Here is an 18,947-nt window from a genome sequence, read left to right as displayed (position 1 = left end):
TTCGCGCCGGGCTGTTCACTTTCCGTTCACCCAGCTCGGGCTGACTGTCAACCGGACGACCCTACGTTAGCTGTGGGTGGCAACGGCCGCCTTCAGTAACCGCCCGGGCCGGTGAGGGACCGGGCGTGAAGCGATTCCCCGGAGGAATAGTGAAGTTCAAGCGCAGTAGCGCCCTCGTCGGTGTGCTGGCCGCCGTTGCCATGCCGCTCGCCGCCTGTGGCAGTGACGACAACACCGGTTCCGGCACCGCCGCCAACACCAACGTCCAGTGCGGTGGCAAGAAGGCACTCAAGGCCAGCGGCGCCTCCTCGCAGAAGAACGCCATGGAGCGTTTCGTGGCGGCCTACGAGGCCAACTGCGACGGCTACACCCTCAACTACACCTCGAGCGGTTCCGGTGCGGGCGTCAACGAGTTCATCGGCAACCAGACCGACTTCGGTGGTTCCGACTCCCCGCTGAGCTCGAAGAAGGAAGAGCCCGCCAAGGCGGAGCAGCGCTGCGCCTCCCCGGCGTGGAACCTGCCCGTCGTCTTCGGCCCGGTCGCCATCACCTACAACATCGACGGCGTCACCGACCTGGTGCTGGACGGCGCGACCGCCGCCAAGATCTTCAACGGCTCCGTCGCCACCTGGGACGCGCCCGAGATCAAGGCGCTCAACCCGAACGCCAAGCTGCCGGCCGAGAAGATCGCCGTGATCTCCCGCTCCGACGAGTCGGGCACCACCGACAACTTCCAGCTCTACCTCGACGCCGCCTCCGACGGCGCCTGGGGCAAGGGCGCGGGCAAGATCTTCAACGGTGGCGTCGGCGAGGGCGCCAAGGGCAACGAGGGCACCTCGGACGCCATCAAGAGCACCAAGAACTCGGTCACCTACAACGAGTGGTCCTTCGCCAAGGCGCAGAACCTGTCGGTCGCGCAGATCGTCACCTCGGCGTCCAAGGATCCGGTGAAGCTGTCGGTCGAGACCGCGGGCAAGGCCATCGACGGCGTGAAGATCAAGGGCGAGGGCAACGACCTCATCCTCGACACCACCTCGTTCTACAAGCCGACCGTGGCGGGTTCCTACCCGATCATGATGCCGACCTACGAGATCGTGTGCTCGAAGTACAGCGACGCCGACACCGGCAAGGCCGTCAAGGCGTTCCTGACCTCGGCCACCACCAACGGTCAGAACGGCCTGGAGGAGAACGGGTACATCCCGATCCCCGACAAGTTCAAGACCCGCCTGACCACCGCGATCAACGCCATCTCCTGATTTCTGATCGAAAGTCATGACCGTGCACCCTGAGGTGACCGCACCGGGCTCGTCGGACTCGACGGGCCCGGCCGCGGCCGGAGATACTGCGCATATGCCGAGCGAACCGCAAGACGACGTGAACCTCACGAAGGAGACTCCGCAGCCGGAGTCGGCCAAGGTCACGCCCCGTCGGCCGCACAGCCAGCGAGCCGAGACCATTTTCCGCTCGCTCGCCACGGCGGCCGGTGCGATCATCGTCGCGTCCATCGCGTTGATCGCGCTGTTCCTGCTGATCCGCGCGGTTCCCTCGCTCAGGGCGGATGAAGCCAATTTCTTCACCAGCACCGAGTTCAGCACCACCGACGCGAACAACCTGCGCTTCGGTATCCGGGACCTGTTCATGGTCACCGTGCTGAGCTCGGTGTTCGCACTGGCCATCGCGGTGCCCATCGGTGTGGGCATCGCGCTGTTCCTGACGCACTATGCGCCCAAGGCGGTCGCGCGGCCGTTCACCGTGCTGGTCGATCTGCTGGCCGCGGTGCCCTCGATCGTCTTCGGTCTGTGGGGCTTCCTGGTGCTCGCGCCGCAGCTGCTCGACGTGCAGGAGTTCCTGAACGACAAGCTCGGCTGGTTCCCGCTGTTCGCGGACGGCAACCTGACCTCCTACAACGGCACGATCTTCGTCGCCGGCATTGTGCTCTCGGTGATGATCCTGCCGATCATCACCTCGGTCTCGCGTGAGGTGTTCAACCTGACGCCGCGCAGCCACATCGAGGCGGCGCAGGCGCTCGGCGCCACCAAGTGGGAGGTCGTCCGGATGACGGTGCTGCCCTACGGGCGCAGCGGTGTCATCGCCGGTTCCATGCTCGGCCTCGGGCGCGCGCTCGGTGAGACGATCGCGGTGCTCGTAGTGCTGCGCACTGCGGTCGGGAATGCCGGGCACTGGTCGCTGTTCGACGGCGGCTACACCTTCGCTTCCAAGATCGCCTCCGCGGCTTCGGAATTCAGCTCCCCGCTGCCTACCGGCGCCTACATCGCGGCAGGCTTCGTGCTGTTCGCGCTGACCTTCCTGGTCAACGCGCTGGCGCGGCTTGCGTCCGGCGGAAAGGTCAACCAGTAATGGCCACGACGACCACGCTCGAGCAGCCGATCAAGGCGCCGACATTCCGGCATGTGAGCACCGCGCGCCGGATCAAGAACAACCTCGCCACCGCCACCTTCGCCACCTGCTTCGCCATCGCGTTGATCCCGCTGGTGTGGGTGCTGTGGCTGGTGGTCAGCAAGGGCATCACCGCGGTCACCAGCTCGACCTGGTGGACCAATTCGCAGAAGGGCATCCTGCCGGATCAGGTCGGCGGCGGCGTCTATCACGCCATCTACGGCACCATCGTGCAGACCGCAGTGGCCGCCGTGATCGCGGTGCCGCTGGGTGTGATGGCCGCGATCTACCTGGTCGAGTACGGCCGAGGCCGACTGGCCAAGGTCACCACCTTCATGGTCGACATCCTCGCCGGTGTTCCGTCCATCGTGGCCGCGCTGTTCATCTTCGCGCTGTGGATCGCCACCTTCGGATTCCCGCAGAGCGCGTTCGCGGTGTCGCTGGCCATGGTGCTGCTGATGCTGCCCGTGGTGGTGCGCAGCACCGAGGAAATGCTCAAACTCGTCCCCGACGAGCTGCGTGAGGCGTCTTTCGCGCTGGGTATCCCGAAGTGGAAGACCATCGTCAAGATCGTGGTGCCGACCGCGCTGCCCGGCATGCTCTCCGGCATTCTGCTCTCGCTCGCCCGCGTCATGGGTGAGACGGCGCCGGTGCTGGTGCTCGTCGGTTACGCCAAGTCGATCAACACCAATCTCTTCGACGGCAATATGGCCTCGCTGCCGCTGCTGATCTACCAGGAGCTGGCCAATCCGGAGGCGGCGGGCCGGGAACGCGTCTGGGGCGCCGCCCTCACGCTGATCCTGCTCATCGCGCTGCTGTATGCGGCGGCCGCGGTCGTCAACAAGCTGCTCACGCGCAATCGATAAGGGAAAACTCTGATGGCCAAGCGGATCGACGTCAAAGACCTCAACATCTACTACGGCAAGTTCCACGCCGTGGCCGATGTCTCGCTGACCGTGCTGCCGCGCAGCGTGACCGCCTTCATCGGTCCCTCCGGCTGCGGTAAGTCCACCGTGCTGCGCTCGCTGAACCGCATGCACGAGGTGACCCCGAACGCCCGGGTCGAAGGCGCGGTGCTGCTCGACGGCGAGGACATCTACGGTTCGGCCATCGACCCGGTCGGGGTGCGCCGCACCATCGGCATGGTGTTCCAGCGCCCGAACCCGTTCCCCACCATGTCGATTCGCGACAATGTGGTGGCCGGCCTGAAGTTGCAGGGTGTGCGCAACAAGAAGGAGCTGGACGAGGTCGCCGAGCGTTCGCTGCGCGGCGCGAACTTGTGGAACGAGGTCAAGGACCGGCTGGACAAGCCGGGCGGCGGCCTGTCCGGCGGTCAGCAGCAGCGTCTGTGCATCGCCCGCGCCATCGCCGTCTCGCCCGACGTGCTGCTGATGGACGAGCCATGTTCGGCCCTGGACCCGATCTCCACCCTGGCGATCGAGGACCTGATCACCGAGCTGAAGAAGGAATTCACCATCGTCATCGTCACGCACAACATGCAGCAGGCGGCGCGCGTGAGTGACCAGACCGGCTTCTTCAACCTGGAGGCCCAGGGCAAGCCCGGCAAGCTGGTCGAGATCGACGACACCGAGAAGATCTTCTCCAACCCGGGCAAGAAGGCCACCGAGGATTACATCTCCGGCCGCTTCGGCTGATCGTTCTTCGCTTCCGTTCGAGGGCTCGCGCGAGTGCGCGGGCCCTCGTCGTTTCAGCCCTATTTTCGCAGGTGAGACGTGGGTCACAGACTGGAACCGATCCGGCCGGGGCCGCGTCAAATTTAGTAGATCCACCGAAAACTGTTGGTGCGGAACAGGATTGGGAATTCCCAACCCTTGTTTCGGCCTATTCGAGCGTGGGTTCTCAACCATACGAAGGGGTAGAAGAATGTCGAAGACGAAGAATGTTCTGGTCGGTACCGCGGCGATCGCGGGATCGGTCGCCATGATGATCGGTGGCACGGGTGTGGCCAGCGCCAGCCCGGTCGTGCACCAGCAGCTCGGCAGCTGCACGTGGAGCGCCGACGTCGTGCCGATCGGCGGCGTGCCGATGAACGGCTACGGCGTGCAGTGGTACGTCAAGACCGGTCGCACCGACAACAGCGGCGTGGGTTGCTCGTTCGAGGTGTTCGCCAAGTTCGGGATGCAGAGCGGCGGGGAGCGTGAGGTCCGTTTCGGTAGCAACCGGCACGCCCACGACCAGCCCTTCGCCGAGGGCCCGGCCCGCATCCTCCAGGTCGGCCTGAAGCTGTGCGTCGACGGCCAGGGCTGCACCAACTGGAACGTCCAGAACAGCGTGTGGATGTAACCGTTCACGACAGCGAGTGGCCCGCGCAGCGCGCGGGCCACTCGGCGTGTCGGGTGAGTTGTGCCGTCAGAGGACGGTTTCGGGGTCTTCGTCCGGGGGCAGCACGCCGGTCACGAGGAAGATCACCCGGCGGCCGATCTCGACGGCGTGGTCGGCGAAACGCTCGTAGTAGCGGCCGAGCAGGGTGACGTCCACCGCGGCGGCGACGCCATCCTTCCAGTCGCGGTCCATCAGCAGCGTGAACAGGTGCTTGTGCAGGTCGTCCATCGCTTCGTCGTCCTGGTTGAGCTGGGCGGCGCGCTCGGGATCGCGGGTCTCGAGCACCTCCTTGGCGCCCGCGCCCATATTGACCGCGACGCGGCCCATCTCGGCGAAGTAGCCGTGCACCGATTCCGGCAGGGCCGGGTTCGGGTGCCGCCGTCGCGTGGTCTTGGCGACATGCAGTGCCAGCGCACCCATCCGGTTGACGTCGTTGACGATCTGGATGGCGCTCACGACCTGGCGCAGATCACCCGCGACCGGCGCTTGCAGCGCGAGCAGTGCGAAGGCTTTCTCCTCGGCGTCGGTGATCATCTCGGCGATCCGATCACCCTCGCTGATCACCTGCTCGGCCAGCGAGAGATCGGCCTGGAGCAGCGACTGGGTGGCCCGCTCCATCGCCGACCCGGCCAGTCCGGCCATCTCACCCAGCAGGTGGGCAAGATCGGCCATTTGCTCGTTGTAGATGACACGCATGGACATGCACATTAGTTCCCCCTGCTGACGTCGTCACCAACAGTGGGTAAATACTGGTGCGCTATTTACAGGTCTCGTCCGCGGCGTTGATGTGTTCCAGGTCCGAGGGCAGGGCGACGGTGGTCGCTTCGGTGGAGGCGATGGTCGGCACATTCGTGATCGGATCGCCGACCGGGATCGCGGTGCGGATGGTGCCGGTGAAGTCCTTGCCGAGCACGACCTCGACGATGCCCTGGCCTTCGAGATCGGGATCGGCCTCCAGGCTGGCGCCGGGGATGGCCGTGGCTACCGTGGCGGCCTCGGCTTCGTCGCCCGGAGCGAATCGGACCTTGGTGGTCTGCGAAGTCCCGCCGGAGTAGTTGGTGGTGTTGTAGATGTTGAAGCCCTGGTTGCCCAGTTTGTTGGCCACCTGGAGGGCACGGCCCTGAATATCGGAGCCGTTGGAGACCTGGACCGACACACTGTCCGGGTCCACGGCGGTGTAGGTCGGGGGTGCGGGCGGAGCGGTGCTGGTACTGGGCGTCGCGGCCTCCGCGGTCTGCTCACCGGGCAGCGGAGTGTCGTTGCGGATCGCGGTGAAAATCGCCGTGATGTCGGTTTCGCGGGGGATCTCGTTGCCGTAGGAAGTCGTGCCCGCGGTCGGGATGGTCAGGAATGTGACCGCGCCGGCTTCCATTTTTTGGAGCGACCGGCCCAGCGTAAGCAGATCCTCCGGCTTGAGGGTTTCATCGACCCAGGCGTGTTTTTGCAAGGCATCGACGATCTCGCCGAGCTTGCTCGGATTGAACAGCACGCGGGTGGACAGCGTGCCACGCAGCAGCGAGGACATGAATTTCTGCTGGCGATTGATCCGGTCGTAGTCGCTGCGTTCCTCGCCGTAGACGTGGCGGGCGCGCACATAGTTCAGTGCGGTCTCGCCGTTGACGAGTTGCTTGCCCGCCTTCTCCAGCACGGTGCCGAGGATGCCGTCCTCGATGGGTTTGGGCGCGCAGACCTCCACACCGCCGACGATGTCGACCATGGATTGGAAGCCGGCGAAGTCGATCCCGATGACGTGGTTGATTCGCAAGCCGGTCAGTCGGCGGATGACGTTTGTGACGCAGGCGGGGCCTCCGTCCTGGTACACCGAATTCAGTTTTGCGCCGCTGCCGGCGGGGACTTTGTCCTTGGTGTATTCGCCCTTGTCGTTATCCCAGGCATCGCACTGTGGCCGGGAGACATCGAGGTCGCGGGGGAAAGACACCGCGACCACACGCTTCCGGTTCTTCGGAATGTGCACCAATATGACAGTGTCGGCCCGGGCGCCCTCGGCATCCGCGAGCGTGCCCGCACCCAGTTTGCCGTTCAATCCAGCGCGGGTGTCGGTGCCGACGACCAGGAAGTTCTCGTCGCCGAGTTGCAGATTGGCGTCCACGACGTCGTGCGGGTTCTCATCGATGCCGCTGGCGACCTTGGTGAGGCCGTCACCGGTCGAGCGGATGTAGCTCCAGCCGCCACCGGTGATGATCAGGACCAGTACGGCGATTACGGCGGCGCTGGCGCGCCCGGCGGTGCGCAGCCGCCGAAGCCGCCGCTGTTTACTCGCGGCCAGCCGGGAAAGGGCTGGGCTCCCAACACTTTTGGGGCTGGCCTTCGACTTGTCAGTAGTGGGCCAGTCGCCGCCGTCGGCCTCGTCGGGCTCCGCGCCGACCGGGGCCATCACATCGGTGACTTCCTCGGGCCGCTCCACTCGTCGTGCCGACTTCTTCGCACCGCCACGGCGTTTCGCGGCGGCGGCGAGTCCGCCGCCCGGTGTGCCCGCGATGTCGTCGACAACGGCGGACCGACCCGTGGTGCGCTGTCGCCCGGTGGCCGAGCGAGCGGGGGCCGCGCCGGTGGCGGATGGATTGCCGGAGGTGCGGGCGGGTGCCTGCGACGCGGCTTTCGGAGGTTGATCGGGGCGTTGCGCGGAGGACGCTGGACGCGGGGTGCGCTCGCTTTGGCGGGTGGCGGCGTCGGGGGAGTGAGCCGGTGCTCCACTCGGGCGCGTCGCGCTGTCGGGCTGGCGCTGCCCGCGTTCGGTGGGATGGGCGGGCGCGGTTTCGGCGCGGCGGGCGGGCCGGGTTCCGCCTTCGGCGCGGCGGCGGCGGCCGCCGCGTTCGGAGTCGACCTTCTGGACGAGGTCCTGGACGGTCAGCGGTGCGTTGCCGGATTCGTCGGCGGAGTCGGTGTGCCGGGAGCGCCGGGACGTCTGGGAGCCGTCTCGCTCGGGGTAATCCGCCGTGGGATAGCGCTCCCACGGGGCGCGATCTCCGGGCCGTGGCGCTTGCCCGTGCCGATCGTCACCCACCAACGAACCTCGCTTTTCGTCTTCGTCGTCGCCTGGATCGAACTCGATCCGGCATGACCGATTCCGCCAATGATAACGATTACGCCACAGCGAGCCAGTCCAGTGCGAACTCGCCGTCGCCGCCGGAGGACGACGCGCCGACCTGCCGATCGATTGCTGAATATTAGCTATCGAACCGGCGGTATCGCCGATGCTGAGACGTTGCCACAGGCTCGAGTTTGCTGCAGCGGCTAACCCTGATCAGGGCGCTTCCGGACGGGTGGACCGCCCGCGCGGTCCGCGGATGTGATCTGCCCGACAGTCGGTTAGCCGCCGCTGTGCATGACATCGGCCCCCGCGGGAACCGTCGGGTCCTCCGGATCGTCGAGCCAGCCGTGCGGCAGCGCCACCTTGCCGGGCGAACCCTGTCGACCGCGCGGGCCCTCGGCATCGCTCGGGAACGGCGCGCTCGGATCCAGCTGCCCGATCAGATCCCGCAGCTCGGGCAGGCCCGACACCGAGGCGAAGGACCGGCGTAGGTCCGCGCCGACCGGGAAGCCCATCAGATACCAGGCCATGTGCTTGCGCAGATCGCGCATGGCCTTCTCTTCGCCGAGATGTTCCGACAGCAGCGCGCCGTGCCGGTACAGGATCTCGCCGACCCGGCCCAGATTCGGCGCTTCCGGTAGCGGTTCGCCGCGCAGCGCCGCCTGCAATTCGGCGAACAGCCACGGGCGGCCCAGGCAGCCGCGCCCGACCACGACGCCGTCGCAGCCGGTCTCGGCCATCATCCGCAGTGCGTCGTCGGCGGAGAAGATATCGCCGTTGCCGAGCACCGGGATCGTGGTGACGGCTTCCTTCAGCCGCGCGATGGCCGACCAGTCCGCCTCGCCGGAGTAGCGCTGCGCCGCGGTGCGCGCGTGCAGTGCGACCGCCTTGGCGCCCTCCTCCTCGGCGATGCGGCCCGCGTCCAGGTAGGTCAGGTGCTCGTCGTCGATGCCGATCCGGAATTTCACGGTCACCGGCACACCCGCGGGCTCGGCGGCCCGCACCATGGCGCGGACGATGTCGCGGAACAGCTTGCGCTTGTACGGCAGCGCCGAACCGCCGCCGAGCCGGGTGACCTTGGGCACCGGGCAGCCGAAGTTGGTGTCGATGTGGTCGGCCCAGCCCTCGCCGACGATGATCCGGACCGCTTCGGCGAGCGTGGCCGGGTCGACCCCGTAGAGCTGCATCGAGCGCGGGTGCTCGTCGGCGTCGAAGGACATCATGTGCAGTGTCTTCTCGTTGCGCTCCACCACCGCCCGGGCGGTGATCATCTCGCACACGTAGATGGTGGTGGAGCTGCCGAACTCACGGCACAGCTTGCGGAACGCCAGATTGGTGATTCCCGCCATCGGCGCGAGCACCACCGGCGGATCGACCGGATACGGCCCGATCGCCAGCTGGTTCTTCTTCTCGGCGATGACAGTCACGCACTCCAGTGTCTCAGACCGCGACGCGGGCTCAGTAGCCTGTACCTGGGGCATTGCAATGCCGCGAGGAATGAAGGCGGGTCGCGGACTCGGCAACCACCCATCGGAGAGGACCCAATGGCAGCGCACGAAGACGGCGAACAGACGGTGAAGCTGGACAAGGAGCAGGCCGCCACGCCGGTGGCCCCACCCGTCCCGGATGCCGCCCAGTACCTCGCACCGGCTCGGCCGTCCGGCGCCACGGTGTCGGTACCGCTGGCGTCGCTGGTGCTCGGCGCGGTGGCGGTGCTCTGCGCGATTCTGGCCGGTCTGTTCGGATTCCTGTGGATGTCGGCCAAGGGCGATCTCGACGACATGAACACCCAGGCGGCCGACGATCGGCACGCCGAGCAGGTCGCCACCGACTACGCGGTCGGCGCGGCCACGGTCAACTACCAGGACATCAATGCCTGGGTGGCCAAGTTGAAAGCCAATACGACCCCGCAGCTGGCCAATAAATTCGACGCGACCGCGCCGAAACTGGAACAGATTCTGGTGCCGCTGCAGTGGACCTCGACCGCCGCGCCGATCACCGCGAAGGTGATCTCCGAGGACAATGGCGTCTACAAGGTGAATGTGTTCGTCAATGTGTCCTCGACGAATGCGCAGAGCCCCGAGGGCGCGCAAACCACAGTCACCTACAACGTCACCGTGGATCAGAACTCGGATTGGAAGATCACCGATGTGGGCGGCATGGACGGCGCGCTGCCGTTGAAGTGAGACCGAGGTTGAAGCAATAACCTCGCCGCGTACCCATCCAATAGCGAACGAGCCGCCCCGGAGTGATCCGGTGGCGGCTCGTTCGATTTCGAACGGGTTGCTGGGCGGCGCTTTTCAGCTGTTGGCGCCCGCCAGTTCGCGCTTCTTGGCCTCGCGGGCGAGCATGCGGTCGCGCTGCTCCTCGAACTTGACGACGTCGCCGGCCAGCTTCTCCAGGAACTCCCCGAGCCGCTCGCGGGTCTCTTCGCCGCGGGCGGTGAAGTCGGTGCGCTCGAAGATGTTCCACTTCTTGAGTACCGGCTGCACCACTTCCTCGAGGTGCTGGCGCAGGTCGTAGATGCCGTGCTTGGCCATGAGCACGCCGTTGCGGCGGAAGTTGGGCATTCCGGCGCCGGGCATCTGGAAGTTCTCCAGGATCAGTGTGATCGCGTCCAGTGCCTGATCGGGGCTCAGATCCAGCGCGGCGCCGCACATGTTGCGGTAGAAGATCATGTGCAGGTTCTCGTCGGCGGCCACGCGCTGCAGCATGCGGTCGGCGATCGGGTCGTCGCAGACCCGGCCGGTATTGCGGTGGCTGACGCGGGTGGCCAGTTCCTGGAAGGTCACGTACGCGACCGAGTGCAGGAATCCGGCGTCGGCTTCGGTGGGGGAGGCGAAGCCGTTGGTCATGTGGATCATCCGAGCGTTCTCCAGCGCGACCGGGTCGACGCCGCGGGTGACCACCAGGTAGTCGCGCATGACGATGCCGTGGCGGTTCTCCTCGGCGGTCCAGCGACCGACCCAGGTGCCCCAGGCGCCGTCCTGGGAGAAGTTCTCCGCGATCTCACGGTGGTAGGAGGGCAGGTTGTCCTCGGTGAGCAGGTTGGTGATCATGGCCGCCTTGGCGACCTCGTTCAGCTGGGACTGCTCCGGGTCCCAATCCACCCCGCCGAGTGCCGCGAAGTTGCGGCCCTCGTCCCACGGGACGTAGTCGTGCGGATGCCATTCCTTTGCCAGGGAGAGGTGGCGGTTGACGTTTTCTTCGGCAACCGGCTCCAACTCCGTGAGCAGCTCGAGTTGAGTCAGATCCCTTGCCATGCAATAGCCCTTCATTGAGTGCGTCCACGCTTGCCGGTCTGTCCCCGTGTAGACCATGCCGTTGCGGCCATACCTTACGGCACCGTAGGTGTGATGCGAAGCGCATGCACCGGACATTTCCCGCCCGGTGATACACCTCATAGGTCCAGTATCGGCGTACCCCCGCGGGGCCGAGTGTATGCCGCACCGGTGAAGGTGCCGAGGGCGCGCGGAGCGTGTCCGCGTGCCGCGTGGTCTATCGGCGGGAGCGGGAAGTCGTTAGCGTGGGCAGTGAACCGGCCGGTCAGGGGCCCGGATACGGGTCAGGCGTCCGGTGGGGTACCGGACGCCTGTGCAGTGCCCCCAGTAGGGCTCGAACCTACGACCTGCGGATTAAAAGTCCGTAGCTCTACCAACTGAGCTATAGGGGCGCGAGGGGCAGTGTAATAGGCGTGGGGCCGAACCCCTAACCGGGGGACTGGTCGGGTTCGGGATAGGGGATCGCCCGCCGGATAGGGGTAACGCCCGACGGTGTCGCCGCGATCCTGGCGGTAACCGGTTGCACCCCAGCTTTGTTCATTCCGATGAGCCCGGATATCATCCAAATATGTTGTGCACCAAAGGCTTTGATGCCGCTGGGGGCGTGCGGGCGGAGTTCGGGGGCGGCGGGCCGGGGCGGGTGGCGTGGTCGCCCGCGGCCGGGCCACGTGGTGGCCGCGCCGGCCGACTCGGGTGAACGCGGCTGCGGCGCTGGCGAATTCGACAATCGGTCGCAACAGCCCGGAAGATTGCGAACTATTTGCTACAAAGGCCGGTTCGACTTCTCGGCTATCTGACTCTTCGGTTTGCCGCGTGTCGGGTGACGATTCCGGGTACCGTGACGCATTGGTGAATTCCGGACTAATCCTCGACTCGATCGGCGGTCCGGAATTCGACTTGTCGTTGTTGTGCCCCAACGTGTCGCGGACGGTACGGCCGGCCGCGACTTCACAGGAGTCGACGCCGCAGGAGGCTGATCCGAGAAGAAGGCGAACCCGGGTGCGCACCCCCTGTAGCGCACCCGGGCAGGAAAACTATACCAGCTGGTGTGTTTCAGGTTTTCGCAAAGTTTTCGTACCGAAAGTTTGAAACCCGGGTCCAAACCCGGTTTGAAGTATTTAAAAATCCCATAACTTCGCGCCAAGGGGTCCGTTCCATTTGGGGGGTTCGATTGGCGGCGATAAGGCTTCGGAGGCGTTTCGAGCATGGCACGGCAGCAAGAGCGGGCCCGCCGGACACGTGCGGCGATAATCAGATCTGCCGCCGTTGAGTTCGGGAAGAGCGGCTATGCCGCTGCTTCGCTCAACCGCATATTGGAAGGTTCCCGCGCGACCAAGGGCGCCATGTACTTCCATTTCGATTCCAAGGAAGACCTGGCGCGCGCGGTCCTGGAGACGGCGGTGGAGCGCTATCGCGCCTCCGCCGAACGATGGCTCACGCGAACGGATCTCGGCCCGCTCGACACCCTGCACGGGATGATCGACGAGATGGCGCTGCGGCTCGAGCACGACATCATCGTGCAGGCGGAGAACCGGCTCATCATCGAACCCGACTTCTACCGGGATGTGCAGTCCGGTGGTGGCCGGATCCTCGCGCGGGCCACCCGCACGCTCGCGGTGCGCGCGATCGAGCAGGGCCAGCTGCGCCCGGACGCGGACCCGGATCGTTTCACTCGCACGCTCACCGCCGCCCTGGCCGGTCAGCGCTATCTGATCGACACGCTCGGCGGCGGCATCGATCTGCGGTCCCGGTTCGCCGAGGCGCTGGAGGTTATCGTCGAGTCGATGGCCGCGCCGGAGTGGACCGAGAAGTTCCGTGCCGACGGGTGGCGTGCCTCCGCTCGTCTGGAGGAGCTCGGTTTGGGCCTGTGACCAGCCGATTTGGAAGTCGTACAGAGCCTGTCATAAGCTATGCGAGCTCCCAACGGAACACACCGTTGAAATAGCCGGTCCAGAGCAATCTGGGACGAGCCCCCTTCGTCTAGCGGCCTAGGACGCCGCCCTTTCAAGGCGGTAGCGCGGGTTCGAATCCCGTAGGGGGTACGGTCTTCGGACTGTTGGAAGCAAAGCAAGGCCCTGTGGCGCAGTTGGTTAGCGCGCCGCCCTGTCACGGCGGAGGTCGCGGGTTCGAGTCCCGTCAGGGTCGCAAGTGTGTAAACGCCGGAGTGATCCGGCGTTTCGCATTAGCATGGCATTCGCTCCGGGTGCCTGCGGCCAGGTAGCTCAGTTGGTACGAGCGTCCGCCTGAAAAGCGGAAGGTCGCCGGTTCGATCCCGGCCCTGGCCACCACAATCCCCTTGACGCGGTACTGGTCAAGGGGATTTTTTGCGTTTCGCGGGGGCGGTTGATCGTGGTCGGTGGGATGCTGGGGGGATGGGTGATGAACAGTGGTACTACTGCCTCAAGCATCATCGGGCCGAGCAAGGCAAGCGCTGCTGGTTCGCGGATCGGATGGGGCCGTACCCGGATCAGGCGACCGCCGAGCGGGCGCTGGAGATCGTGAAACAGCGTAATGAGCGGGAGGACGCGCGGGACTCCTGGGAAAACTGAGGCGCCGCCGGAGCGCGTAGGTGGAACTGCTCAGGGCGCGATCAGGTCGATCAAGTACGGTTTCTCGGTAAGTTTCGCGAAAATCGACGAATGCTGGTGAGCAGGGAGGGCGACCCTTGAGGGTTACCGTTGTTGTGCCGACCTACAACGAGCGGGAGAATCTGCCGGTGGCGGTGGAGCGGCTGACGGCGCTTCCGGTGTCCGACCTGCATGTGCTCGTCGTTGACGACAGTTCCCCCGACGGGACCGGTGAGGTCGCCGACAAGCTGGCGGCCGAGCTGCCGAACGTGGTCGGCGTACTGCACCGCACCGAGAAGGATGGTCTCGGCCGCGCCTACGTCGCGGGCATCACCCGCGCGCTGGACGAGGGTGCCGACGTGGTGATCCAGATGGACGCCGACCTCTCCCATCCGGCCGAGGTGATCCCGGCGATGCTGGAGAAGCTGGCGACGACCGACGCGGGTGTGGTGCTCGGATCCCGGTATGTGCCCGGCGGATCGACCGCCGAGGAGTGGAAGTGGTACCGCAAGGCGCTCTCGGCGTGGGCCAACTTCTACGTGAACCTGCTGCTGCGCCTGGGCGTGAAGGACGCCACCGCCGGCTTCAAGGCATGGAAGGCCGATACGCTGCGCGCGATCGACGTCGCCTCGATCAAGAGCAACGGTTATTCGTTCCAGGTGGAGATGAACTATCGCACCGTGCGCAAGGGCATCGGCATCGCGGAGGTGCCGATCCGGTTCGAGGAGCGCACGCTCGGCGCTTCCAAGATGAGTTTGAAGGTGCAGCTGGAGTCGGCGCTGATGCCGTGGAAGCTGATGTTCGGCCGCTCGGTCTGATCTGAGCCCATGCGAATGCCCCGCATCCCGGTTGGGATGCGGGGCTTTTCGCGTTCTCACGCCTCGATCAGCTTGCGGCGCAGCCCCTCGGTGGCGGCGATGATCGCGGGCGCAAGGGTGAGGTGGGTGATCGACAGCGCGACGGTGGAGGCGGTGTCGAAGTCGGCGGCCACGGTCATGGCGATGGTGGCGATGGCCAGCGTGGACCCGATCACCGCGGCGACCCGCAGCACGCCGGTCCACCGGTAGGACAGCAGTGCGGCGGCGGTGAGCCCGATCAGCATCGGAACCACGGTCATGACGATGATGCCGCCGGGCGCGACGCTCTGGACCTGGCCATTGTTGGTCGTCTCGAAGGTGCCGCCGGCGGCCGCGCCGATCAGCCACACGATCAGGTTGGCCAGCAGGGCGGCGCCGGTGGCGCCGAGCACGGCGACGGGGCGATTGAGGGCGGGGACGCGGGTCGGGTAGCCGGTGGTGGCGGTCGCGGTGGTCATGGTGATCTCCTGTGGTGACGTCGTGTCTTCGTCTGGAGACCATCCTGAAACCTCAACAATTGTTTGGGTCAATCGCATTGGTGCGCATCGTGATACAGATCACTCCGGCCAGTTCAGCATGGTGTCGATATAGCGCTGGCGCACTGCGGCGACCTGCGCGTCGAACTCCGCCGGGGTCCACGCGCCGACCTCGATCGGCGGCAGCAGGGCGACCTCGACCGTGCCCCGGCGCGCGACCATCGAGTTGCGCCAGGAGATTTCACCGGCGTTGCGGATCACCACCGGAATCACCGGAACACCCGCCTGCTGGGCGATATGGAACGCGCCCTTCTTGAACGGCCCGACTTCCGGTGTGTAGGAACGGGTCCCCTCCGGCGCGATCGCGATGGACAGTCCCGCGCGCAGGGTCGCCACCACCGGTGCCAGCGCGGCCCGCGTCTTGGCGCTGTCCCGGCGGTCGATGAACGTGACGCCGACGAATCGCATGAGCGGCCCGAACACCGGGTTCTTGGTCAATTCCTGCTTGCCGATGCCGGTGACGCCGCCGCCGAGCACCTTCGGCACGATGATCACGTCGAATTGACTCTGATGGTTGAACAGGAATACCGCGGGCCGTGGGGCGCTCGCGTATTCGGCGCCGGCCGTGACGCGCAGCCGCACACCGAGCGCGGCGAGGGTGGCCGAGGTGCCGTGGGCCATCAGCGCGTCGGCCATATCGCGCCGCCGCCGGGTGTAGGACTTGCTGAGCACGCCGGTGCACGCGCCGCCGAGCAGCGCGAGGAAACCCGCGGCGGTGCGCGCGTAATCGGCGGGCCGCGGAGCGCGGCGAGGGCGGAACGTCAGGGCGGACCACTGTCTTTCGGCGGCGGTGGCGGCCAGTCCGCGATCCGGGTTGACCGCCGTCGCCCGCCCGAGCAGCGTCAGCAGGGGTAGGTCGGCGGCCGCGTCGGCGTAGCCGTAGCTCTCGGCCAGGTCGAGGTCATGGGCGTCGGCGAAGGCGCGCACGGCGTCGGCTTTGCCGTTGCGCCACAGCGTTTTGCCCTCGGCGTAGCCGGTCAGCAGGTTATCGACAGTGGCCATCGGCGTGCACAGCACATGGGGGATGTCGAGTGCCGCGGCGGCGGGGGCGACCTGGAATCGGGTCAGCGAACTGACCAGCACCACGGTGTGGCCCGCGGCCCGGTGTGTCCGGATCAGCTGCCAGGCTTCGGGGTAGATGTGCCCGTACACCGTGCTCTTGAACAGCGCGGCGCCCAGTTGATCGAGGTCCTCGGCCGTGCGCCCGGCGAGGGCGAAGGACGCCTGCTGGAGGAACCGGCGGTATTCGGCGTCGGTGCGGCCGCTGCGGATGCCGCCGAGCAGGGTTGTCGCCGCGCCCGCGCCGCGCCGGAAGAACGTCCGGTACAGCCGGGGCCGGGCGAAACCGTCGACCACGGCGCCGAAGTCGAAGACGGCCGCGACGCGCGGTCCCTGGGGGCCGGAGCGGATCGCGGCGAGGGTTTCGGTCAGGTTCACCGCGCGGGCTCCCGATTGGACGGGTCCAGCGCGGCGGCGTGCGAGATCCGGATCGTGATGGTGCGCAGCTGCCGGGCGAACGCGGCGCGGCGCTCGGACAGCTCGGCGTGCTCGGCCTCGGGTGCGCTGAGCAGGCCGTGGTTGTCGGCGAGTTTCAAGGCGCTGGTGAACAATTCGGTGGAGACCGATTCGGGGCTGTGCAGGCGCTGCTGCAACAACATCTGGCGGCCGACCTGCACGCATTCGTCGATGAACTGCTTGCGATCCACCTCCGCCGCCGGCGCCCGGGCGGCGAGCCGTTCGGCCACCACCAGCTGCGCTTCGAAGAACGACCGCAGTACCCGGTGCGCCATCATGAAGCCGGATTCGGTGAGCCGGTCGAGGATGTCGGCGCCGAGGGTGTCCTCGGGGGTGTGCACGCGCCACTGTGGATCGACCAGCAGCATCTCGCGGGTCATCTGGCCGGCGAATTCGGTGCGGTCCGGGAAGAAGAACTCGAACTTGAGCAGATCGCGCAGCCGGAACGCCTCGTCCCAGCCCACCTGGAGAGTATCGGGCTCTTCGGATTCGATGGCGGCCAGGATGGACAGTTCGAGGATGGCCCGGTTGACGAACCAGTGCACGCCGCTGTTGCGGTAGAAGGCGGCCTCGAGGTGCGCGCCCGGTTCAATGGAGTACACCGGCTCCAGCCCGCTCCGGTAGACGGTGACCACCTTGGCCAGCGAAAGCTGTTCCAGCACAACGGCGAGGCTCTGCTCGTCGCGCAGGGCGGCGAGCTCGCCGCCGGGCAGGCCACGCTTGTCGATGTAGCGCAGCACCGGATCGATCACGGCCCGCACCTCGCCGAGCGTGAGCGCACGGTCGTGCACGCCGAGCAAGGCCAGGGTGGCCAACGCGTTCACGGTGACGGGGGTGACGGCGTTGATGCCAACGGCGACTTCGAAAGCCAAGCGCTGCACCGCTTTGCGTTCCAGCTCGGCGGCTCCGTCGTCGGGTGCCGGAACCCGGTCCGCACCAACGGGATCGGTGCGGTGCAGCGGAATCGCGGTGGGCGGCGCAGACAGTGGGTCGCCGTGTGCGGCGAGCCGGTCTCGCGCGGACAGCGGTTCGCCGAAGCGGACGTATACCCGCCCGGCCGAATGCTGCTGGCTGCGAACGTAACGCGCCAGCCAGGTCAGGCCCTCCGGCTTCTTCTTCCCGCCGCCCTGCTCGTGGGCGATCGCGCCCAGCTCGTTGAGCCGCTCGTAGGTGATCGACACCGGAACCAGCAGCACATCCTCGACCCGGTTCCGGCGGACCGCGGCGGCCAGATAGTTCAGCAGGCCGTAGCGGGGCGGGCGGAGTTTGCCGGTGCGGGTGCGCCCGCCCTCGAAGTACCACTCCAGATTGAAGCGTTTGGCCAACAGGTAGGCGAAGTACTCCTCGACGACCGCCTTGTAGACCTCGTCGTCGCCGAAGCTGCGCCGGATGAACACGGTGCCGGTGCGCCGGGCGATCGGCCCCATCGGCCAGAAGCTCAGGTTGGCGCCGCCGATCACGTGGTTGGGCGGGAAGTCGTTGCGGGCCAGCACGTCTCCGAGCACGAACGCGTCCACGTAGGAGCGGTGCGAGGGCAGGAAGACCAGCGGGTAGCGCCGGTTGCGGGTGCGTAGCGCGCTGAGGCCCGACTCGTCGGTGTCCACCTTCCAGGTGGAGGCGTGTACCGGGCGCATGGCCTGGGTGAACAGATCCGAGACCAGCCGCGACTGGGCGGCCACGAGCTCGTTGAGCGCCTTCTCCGCGCGCCGGTAGACCTCTTGCGCGGTGGTGTCGATCTGGTCGGCGATCAGTTCCAGGCGGCGCAGGAATTCGGGTGAGTCCAGGATTTCCTCGGCGACCAGCCGCGGCACTTTGTACCGGTCGCCGATGATGGTGCGTTCCGCGCGTTCCAGGGCGACGACTCCGGCGCGGACGATGGCGCGGGCCAGTGGTTCTCCGGAGCCCGCCGCGAGCATCGCCGTCGCCTCGGGGTTGTTCGCGCGGAGTTCGCTGAGCAGTGCGGGCTGACCGGTGAGCACCACGTGCCGGTCGGGTTCCCGGCGGGCCAGCCGCCGTTGCGCGAATCGGTTCGGCTTGCGCGGGTTGGTCATGGTGGCCAGGTCGGTGAAGGTCATGCGGCGCACGCCGTCGCGTTCGGGCGGCAGCCACAGCACCCGCACCGGCACCACGAGCGGATCGTCGCGGCGGCCGACGAGCCGCCCGGCGACGGCGTGCGCGTCCAGATCCAGTTGGGTCACCGGCAGATTCGCGCCGAGTTCGGTGGCAATGCCGCCGGCGCTGAGCCAGTCGCCGACCAGCCGGCGCTCCACTGGGGAGGAGGCTTCGATCAGGGCCACGACCGATTCGGGTGGTGTCGTGCGCTGCGCCGGTGTGGACGCACCGTGGCCGTGATCGATCATGACTGTCCCTCCGCGATTGCCGATCCCCCTATTCAAGCG

Annotated in this window: 16 protein-coding genes and 4 tRNA genes; 12 read left to right on the top strand and 8 right to left on the bottom strand. The window is 66.8% G+C overall.

Annotated elements, in window-relative coordinates:
- Window positions 1-149 precede the first annotated feature (149 nt).
- From pstS to ACFVMC_RS03200, 5 genes are all read left to right on the top strand, one after another.
- Window positions 150-1,256: a phosphate ABC transporter substrate-binding protein PstS gene (pstS, locus tag ACFVMC_RS03220; protein ID WP_379206399.1), complete on the top strand. Its 1,107-nt coding sequence runs from the start codon at window positions 150-152 to the stop codon at window positions 1,254-1,256.
- 16 nt (window positions 1,257-1,272) lie between these two features.
- Complete coding sequence (gene pstC, locus ACFVMC_RS03215) at window positions 1,273-2,358, top strand: phosphate ABC transporter permease subunit PstC (protein ID WP_379206397.1); 1,086 nt, start codon at window positions 1,273-1,275, stop codon at window positions 2,356-2,358.
- Entirely contained in the window at window positions 2,358-3,263 is a 906-nt protein-coding gene (gene pstA / locus ACFVMC_RS03210) for a phosphate ABC transporter permease PstA (protein ID WP_379206395.1), read from the top strand. The genes pstC and pstA overlap by 1 nt, the downstream gene beginning before the upstream one ends.
- A 12-nt stretch (window positions 3,264-3,275) precedes the next feature.
- Window positions 3,276-4,052 (top strand): phosphate ABC transporter ATP-binding protein PstB, encoded by a 777-nt coding sequence (pstB, locus tag ACFVMC_RS03205; RefSeq protein ID WP_379206394.1) that lies wholly within the window; start codon window positions 3,276-3,278, stop codon window positions 4,050-4,052.
- 229 nt (window positions 4,053-4,281) lie between these two features.
- On the top strand, window positions 4,282-4,701 hold the full coding sequence (locus ACFVMC_RS03200) for a hypothetical protein (protein WP_379206392.1): 420 nt from the start codon (window positions 4,282-4,284) through the stop codon (window positions 4,699-4,701).
- Between the two features lie 66 nt (window positions 4,702-4,767).
- Here the strand turns inward: ACFVMC_RS03200 and phoU are convergent, their stop codons facing one another.
- The 3 genes from phoU to dusB all read right to left on the bottom strand — a co-directional run bounded on the left by phoU (window position 4,768) and on the right by dusB (window position 9,219).
- Window positions 4,768-5,436, bottom strand: coding sequence for a phosphate signaling complex protein PhoU (gene phoU / locus ACFVMC_RS03195; protein WP_379206390.1), 669 nt, complete (start codon window positions 5,434-5,436; stop codon window positions 4,768-4,770).
- Window positions 5,437-5,497: 61 nt separating this feature from the next.
- Window positions 5,498-7,765, bottom strand: coding sequence for an LCP family protein (locus ACFVMC_RS03190; protein ID WP_379206388.1), 2,268 nt, complete (start codon window positions 7,763-7,765; stop codon window positions 5,498-5,500).
- A 305-nt stretch (window positions 7,766-8,070) separates the two neighbouring features.
- Window positions 8,071-9,219, bottom strand: a complete 1,149-nt coding sequence (dusB, locus tag ACFVMC_RS03185) for a tRNA dihydrouridine synthase DusB (protein WP_379206386.1) — start codon at window positions 9,217-9,219, stop codon at window positions 8,071-8,073.
- A 117-nt stretch (window positions 9,220-9,336) separates the two neighbouring features.
- Between dusB and ACFVMC_RS03180 the strand changes: the two genes are divergently transcribed.
- Complete coding sequence (locus tag ACFVMC_RS03180) at window positions 9,337-9,978, top strand: hypothetical protein (RefSeq protein ID WP_379206384.1); 642 nt, start codon at window positions 9,337-9,339, stop codon at window positions 9,976-9,978.
- A 114-nt stretch (window positions 9,979-10,092) separates the two neighbouring features.
- On the opposite strand, the gene ACFVMC_RS03175 is transcribed toward ACFVMC_RS03180, so the two are convergent.
- The gene (locus ACFVMC_RS03175) at window positions 10,093-11,055 is read right to left on the bottom strand and encodes an acyl-ACP desaturase (RefSeq protein WP_379206382.1); all 963 of its coding nucleotides are present in this window, start codon (window positions 11,053-11,055) and stop codon (window positions 10,093-10,095) included.
- A 337-nt stretch (window positions 11,056-11,392) separates the two neighbouring features.
- Window positions 11,393-11,465: transfer RNA gene (locus tag ACFVMC_RS03170), tRNA-Lys, on the bottom strand.
- 813 nt (window positions 11,466-12,278) lie between these two features.
- Here ACFVMC_RS03170 and ACFVMC_RS03165 point away from each other — a divergent pair.
- The 6 genes from ACFVMC_RS03165 (at window position 12,279) to ACFVMC_RS03140 (ending at window position 14,458) form a co-directional block, all read left to right on the top strand.
- A complete protein-coding gene (locus ACFVMC_RS03165) occupies window positions 12,279-12,944 on the top strand; it encodes a TetR family transcriptional regulator (protein ID WP_379206381.1) in 666 nt (221 codons plus the stop codon).
- 98 nt (window positions 12,945-13,042) lie between these two features.
- Window positions 13,043-13,115, top strand: a tRNA-Glu gene (locus tag ACFVMC_RS03160).
- 29 nt (window positions 13,116-13,144) lie between these two features.
- Window positions 13,145-13,218: transfer RNA gene (locus tag ACFVMC_RS03155), tRNA-Asp, on the top strand.
- Between the two features lie 66 nt (window positions 13,219-13,284).
- A tRNA-Phe gene (locus ACFVMC_RS03150) sits at window positions 13,285-13,361 on the top strand.
- Window positions 13,362-13,445: 84 nt separating this feature from the next.
- Window positions 13,446-13,622: a hypothetical protein gene (locus ACFVMC_RS03145; protein WP_379206379.1), complete on the top strand. Its 177-nt coding sequence runs from the start codon at window positions 13,446-13,448 to the stop codon at window positions 13,620-13,622.
- Between the two features lie 116 nt (window positions 13,623-13,738).
- Window positions 13,739-14,458 (top strand): polyprenol monophosphomannose synthase, encoded by a 720-nt coding sequence (locus ACFVMC_RS03140; protein ID WP_379206378.1) that lies wholly within the window; start codon window positions 13,739-13,741, stop codon window positions 14,456-14,458.
- Window positions 14,459-14,514: 56 nt separating this feature from the next.
- Here the strand turns inward: ACFVMC_RS03140 and ACFVMC_RS03135 are convergent, their stop codons facing one another.
- The 3 genes from ACFVMC_RS03135 to ACFVMC_RS03125 all read right to left on the bottom strand — a co-directional run bounded on the left by ACFVMC_RS03135 (window position 14,515) and on the right by ACFVMC_RS03125 (window position 18,908).
- Window positions 14,515-14,955 carry a DUF6069 family protein gene (locus ACFVMC_RS03135; RefSeq protein ID WP_379206376.1) on the bottom strand — a complete coding sequence of 147 codons (441 nt, stop codon included), beginning with the start codon at window positions 14,953-14,955 and terminating at the stop codon, window positions 14,515-14,517.
- A 99-nt stretch (window positions 14,956-15,054) separates the two neighbouring features.
- Window positions 15,055-16,470 (bottom strand): HAD-IB family hydrolase, encoded by a 1,416-nt coding sequence (locus tag ACFVMC_RS03130; protein WP_379206374.1) that lies wholly within the window; start codon window positions 16,468-16,470, stop codon window positions 15,055-15,057.
- Window positions 16,467-18,908, bottom strand: coding sequence for a glycerol-3-phosphate 1-O-acyltransferase (locus tag ACFVMC_RS03125; protein WP_379206372.1), 2,442 nt, complete (start codon window positions 18,906-18,908; stop codon window positions 16,467-16,469). The genes ACFVMC_RS03130 and ACFVMC_RS03125 overlap by 4 nt, the downstream gene beginning before the upstream one ends.
- Window positions 18,909-18,947: the final 39 nt, after the last annotated feature.

Origin of the sequence: Nocardia sp. NPDC127579, assembly GCF_042672005.1 — a bacterium.
In the GTDB taxonomy this organism is placed as follows: Bacteria; Actinomycetota; Actinomycetes; order Mycobacteriales; family Mycobacteriaceae; genus Nocardia.
This window is presented reverse-complemented; position numbering and strand designations above follow the sequence as displayed.

Coding starts and splice junctions, on each gene's coding strand:
- pstC (WP_379206397.1), top strand. CDS start 1,273: ATGACCGTGCACCCTGAGGTGACCGCACCGGGCTCGTCGGACTCGACG.
- pstA (WP_379206395.1), top strand. CDS start 2,358: ATGGCCACGACGACCACGCTCGAGCAGCCGATCAAGGCGCCGACATTC.
- pstB (WP_379206394.1), top strand. CDS start 3,276: ATGGCCAAGCGGATCGACGTCAAAGACCTCAACATCTACTACGGCAAG.
- ACFVMC_RS03200 (WP_379206392.1), top strand. CDS start 4,282: ATGTCGAAGACGAAGAATGTTCTGGTCGGTACCGCGGCGATCGCGGGA.
- phoU (WP_379206390.1), bottom strand. CDS start 5,436: ATGCGTGTCATCTACAACGAGCAAATGGCCGATCTTGCCCACCTGCTG.
- ACFVMC_RS03180 (WP_379206384.1), top strand. CDS start 9,337: ATGGCAGCGCACGAAGACGGCGAACAGACGGTGAAGCTGGACAAGGAG.
- ACFVMC_RS03175 (WP_379206382.1), bottom strand. CDS start 11,055: ATGGCAAGGGATCTGACTCAACTCGAGCTGCTCACGGAGTTGGAGCCG.
- ACFVMC_RS03165 (WP_379206381.1), top strand. CDS start 12,279: ATGGCACGGCAGCAAGAGCGGGCCCGCCGGACACGTGCGGCGATAATC.
- ACFVMC_RS03145 (WP_379206379.1), top strand. CDS start 13,446: ATGGGTGATGAACAGTGGTACTACTGCCTCAAGCATCATCGGGCCGAG.
- ACFVMC_RS03135 (WP_379206376.1), bottom strand. CDS start 14,955: ATGACCACCGCGACCGCCACCACCGGCTACCCGACCCGCGTCCCCGCC.
- ACFVMC_RS03125 (WP_379206372.1), bottom strand. CDS start 18,908: ATGATCGATCACGGCCACGGTGCGTCCACACCGGCGCAGCGCACGACA.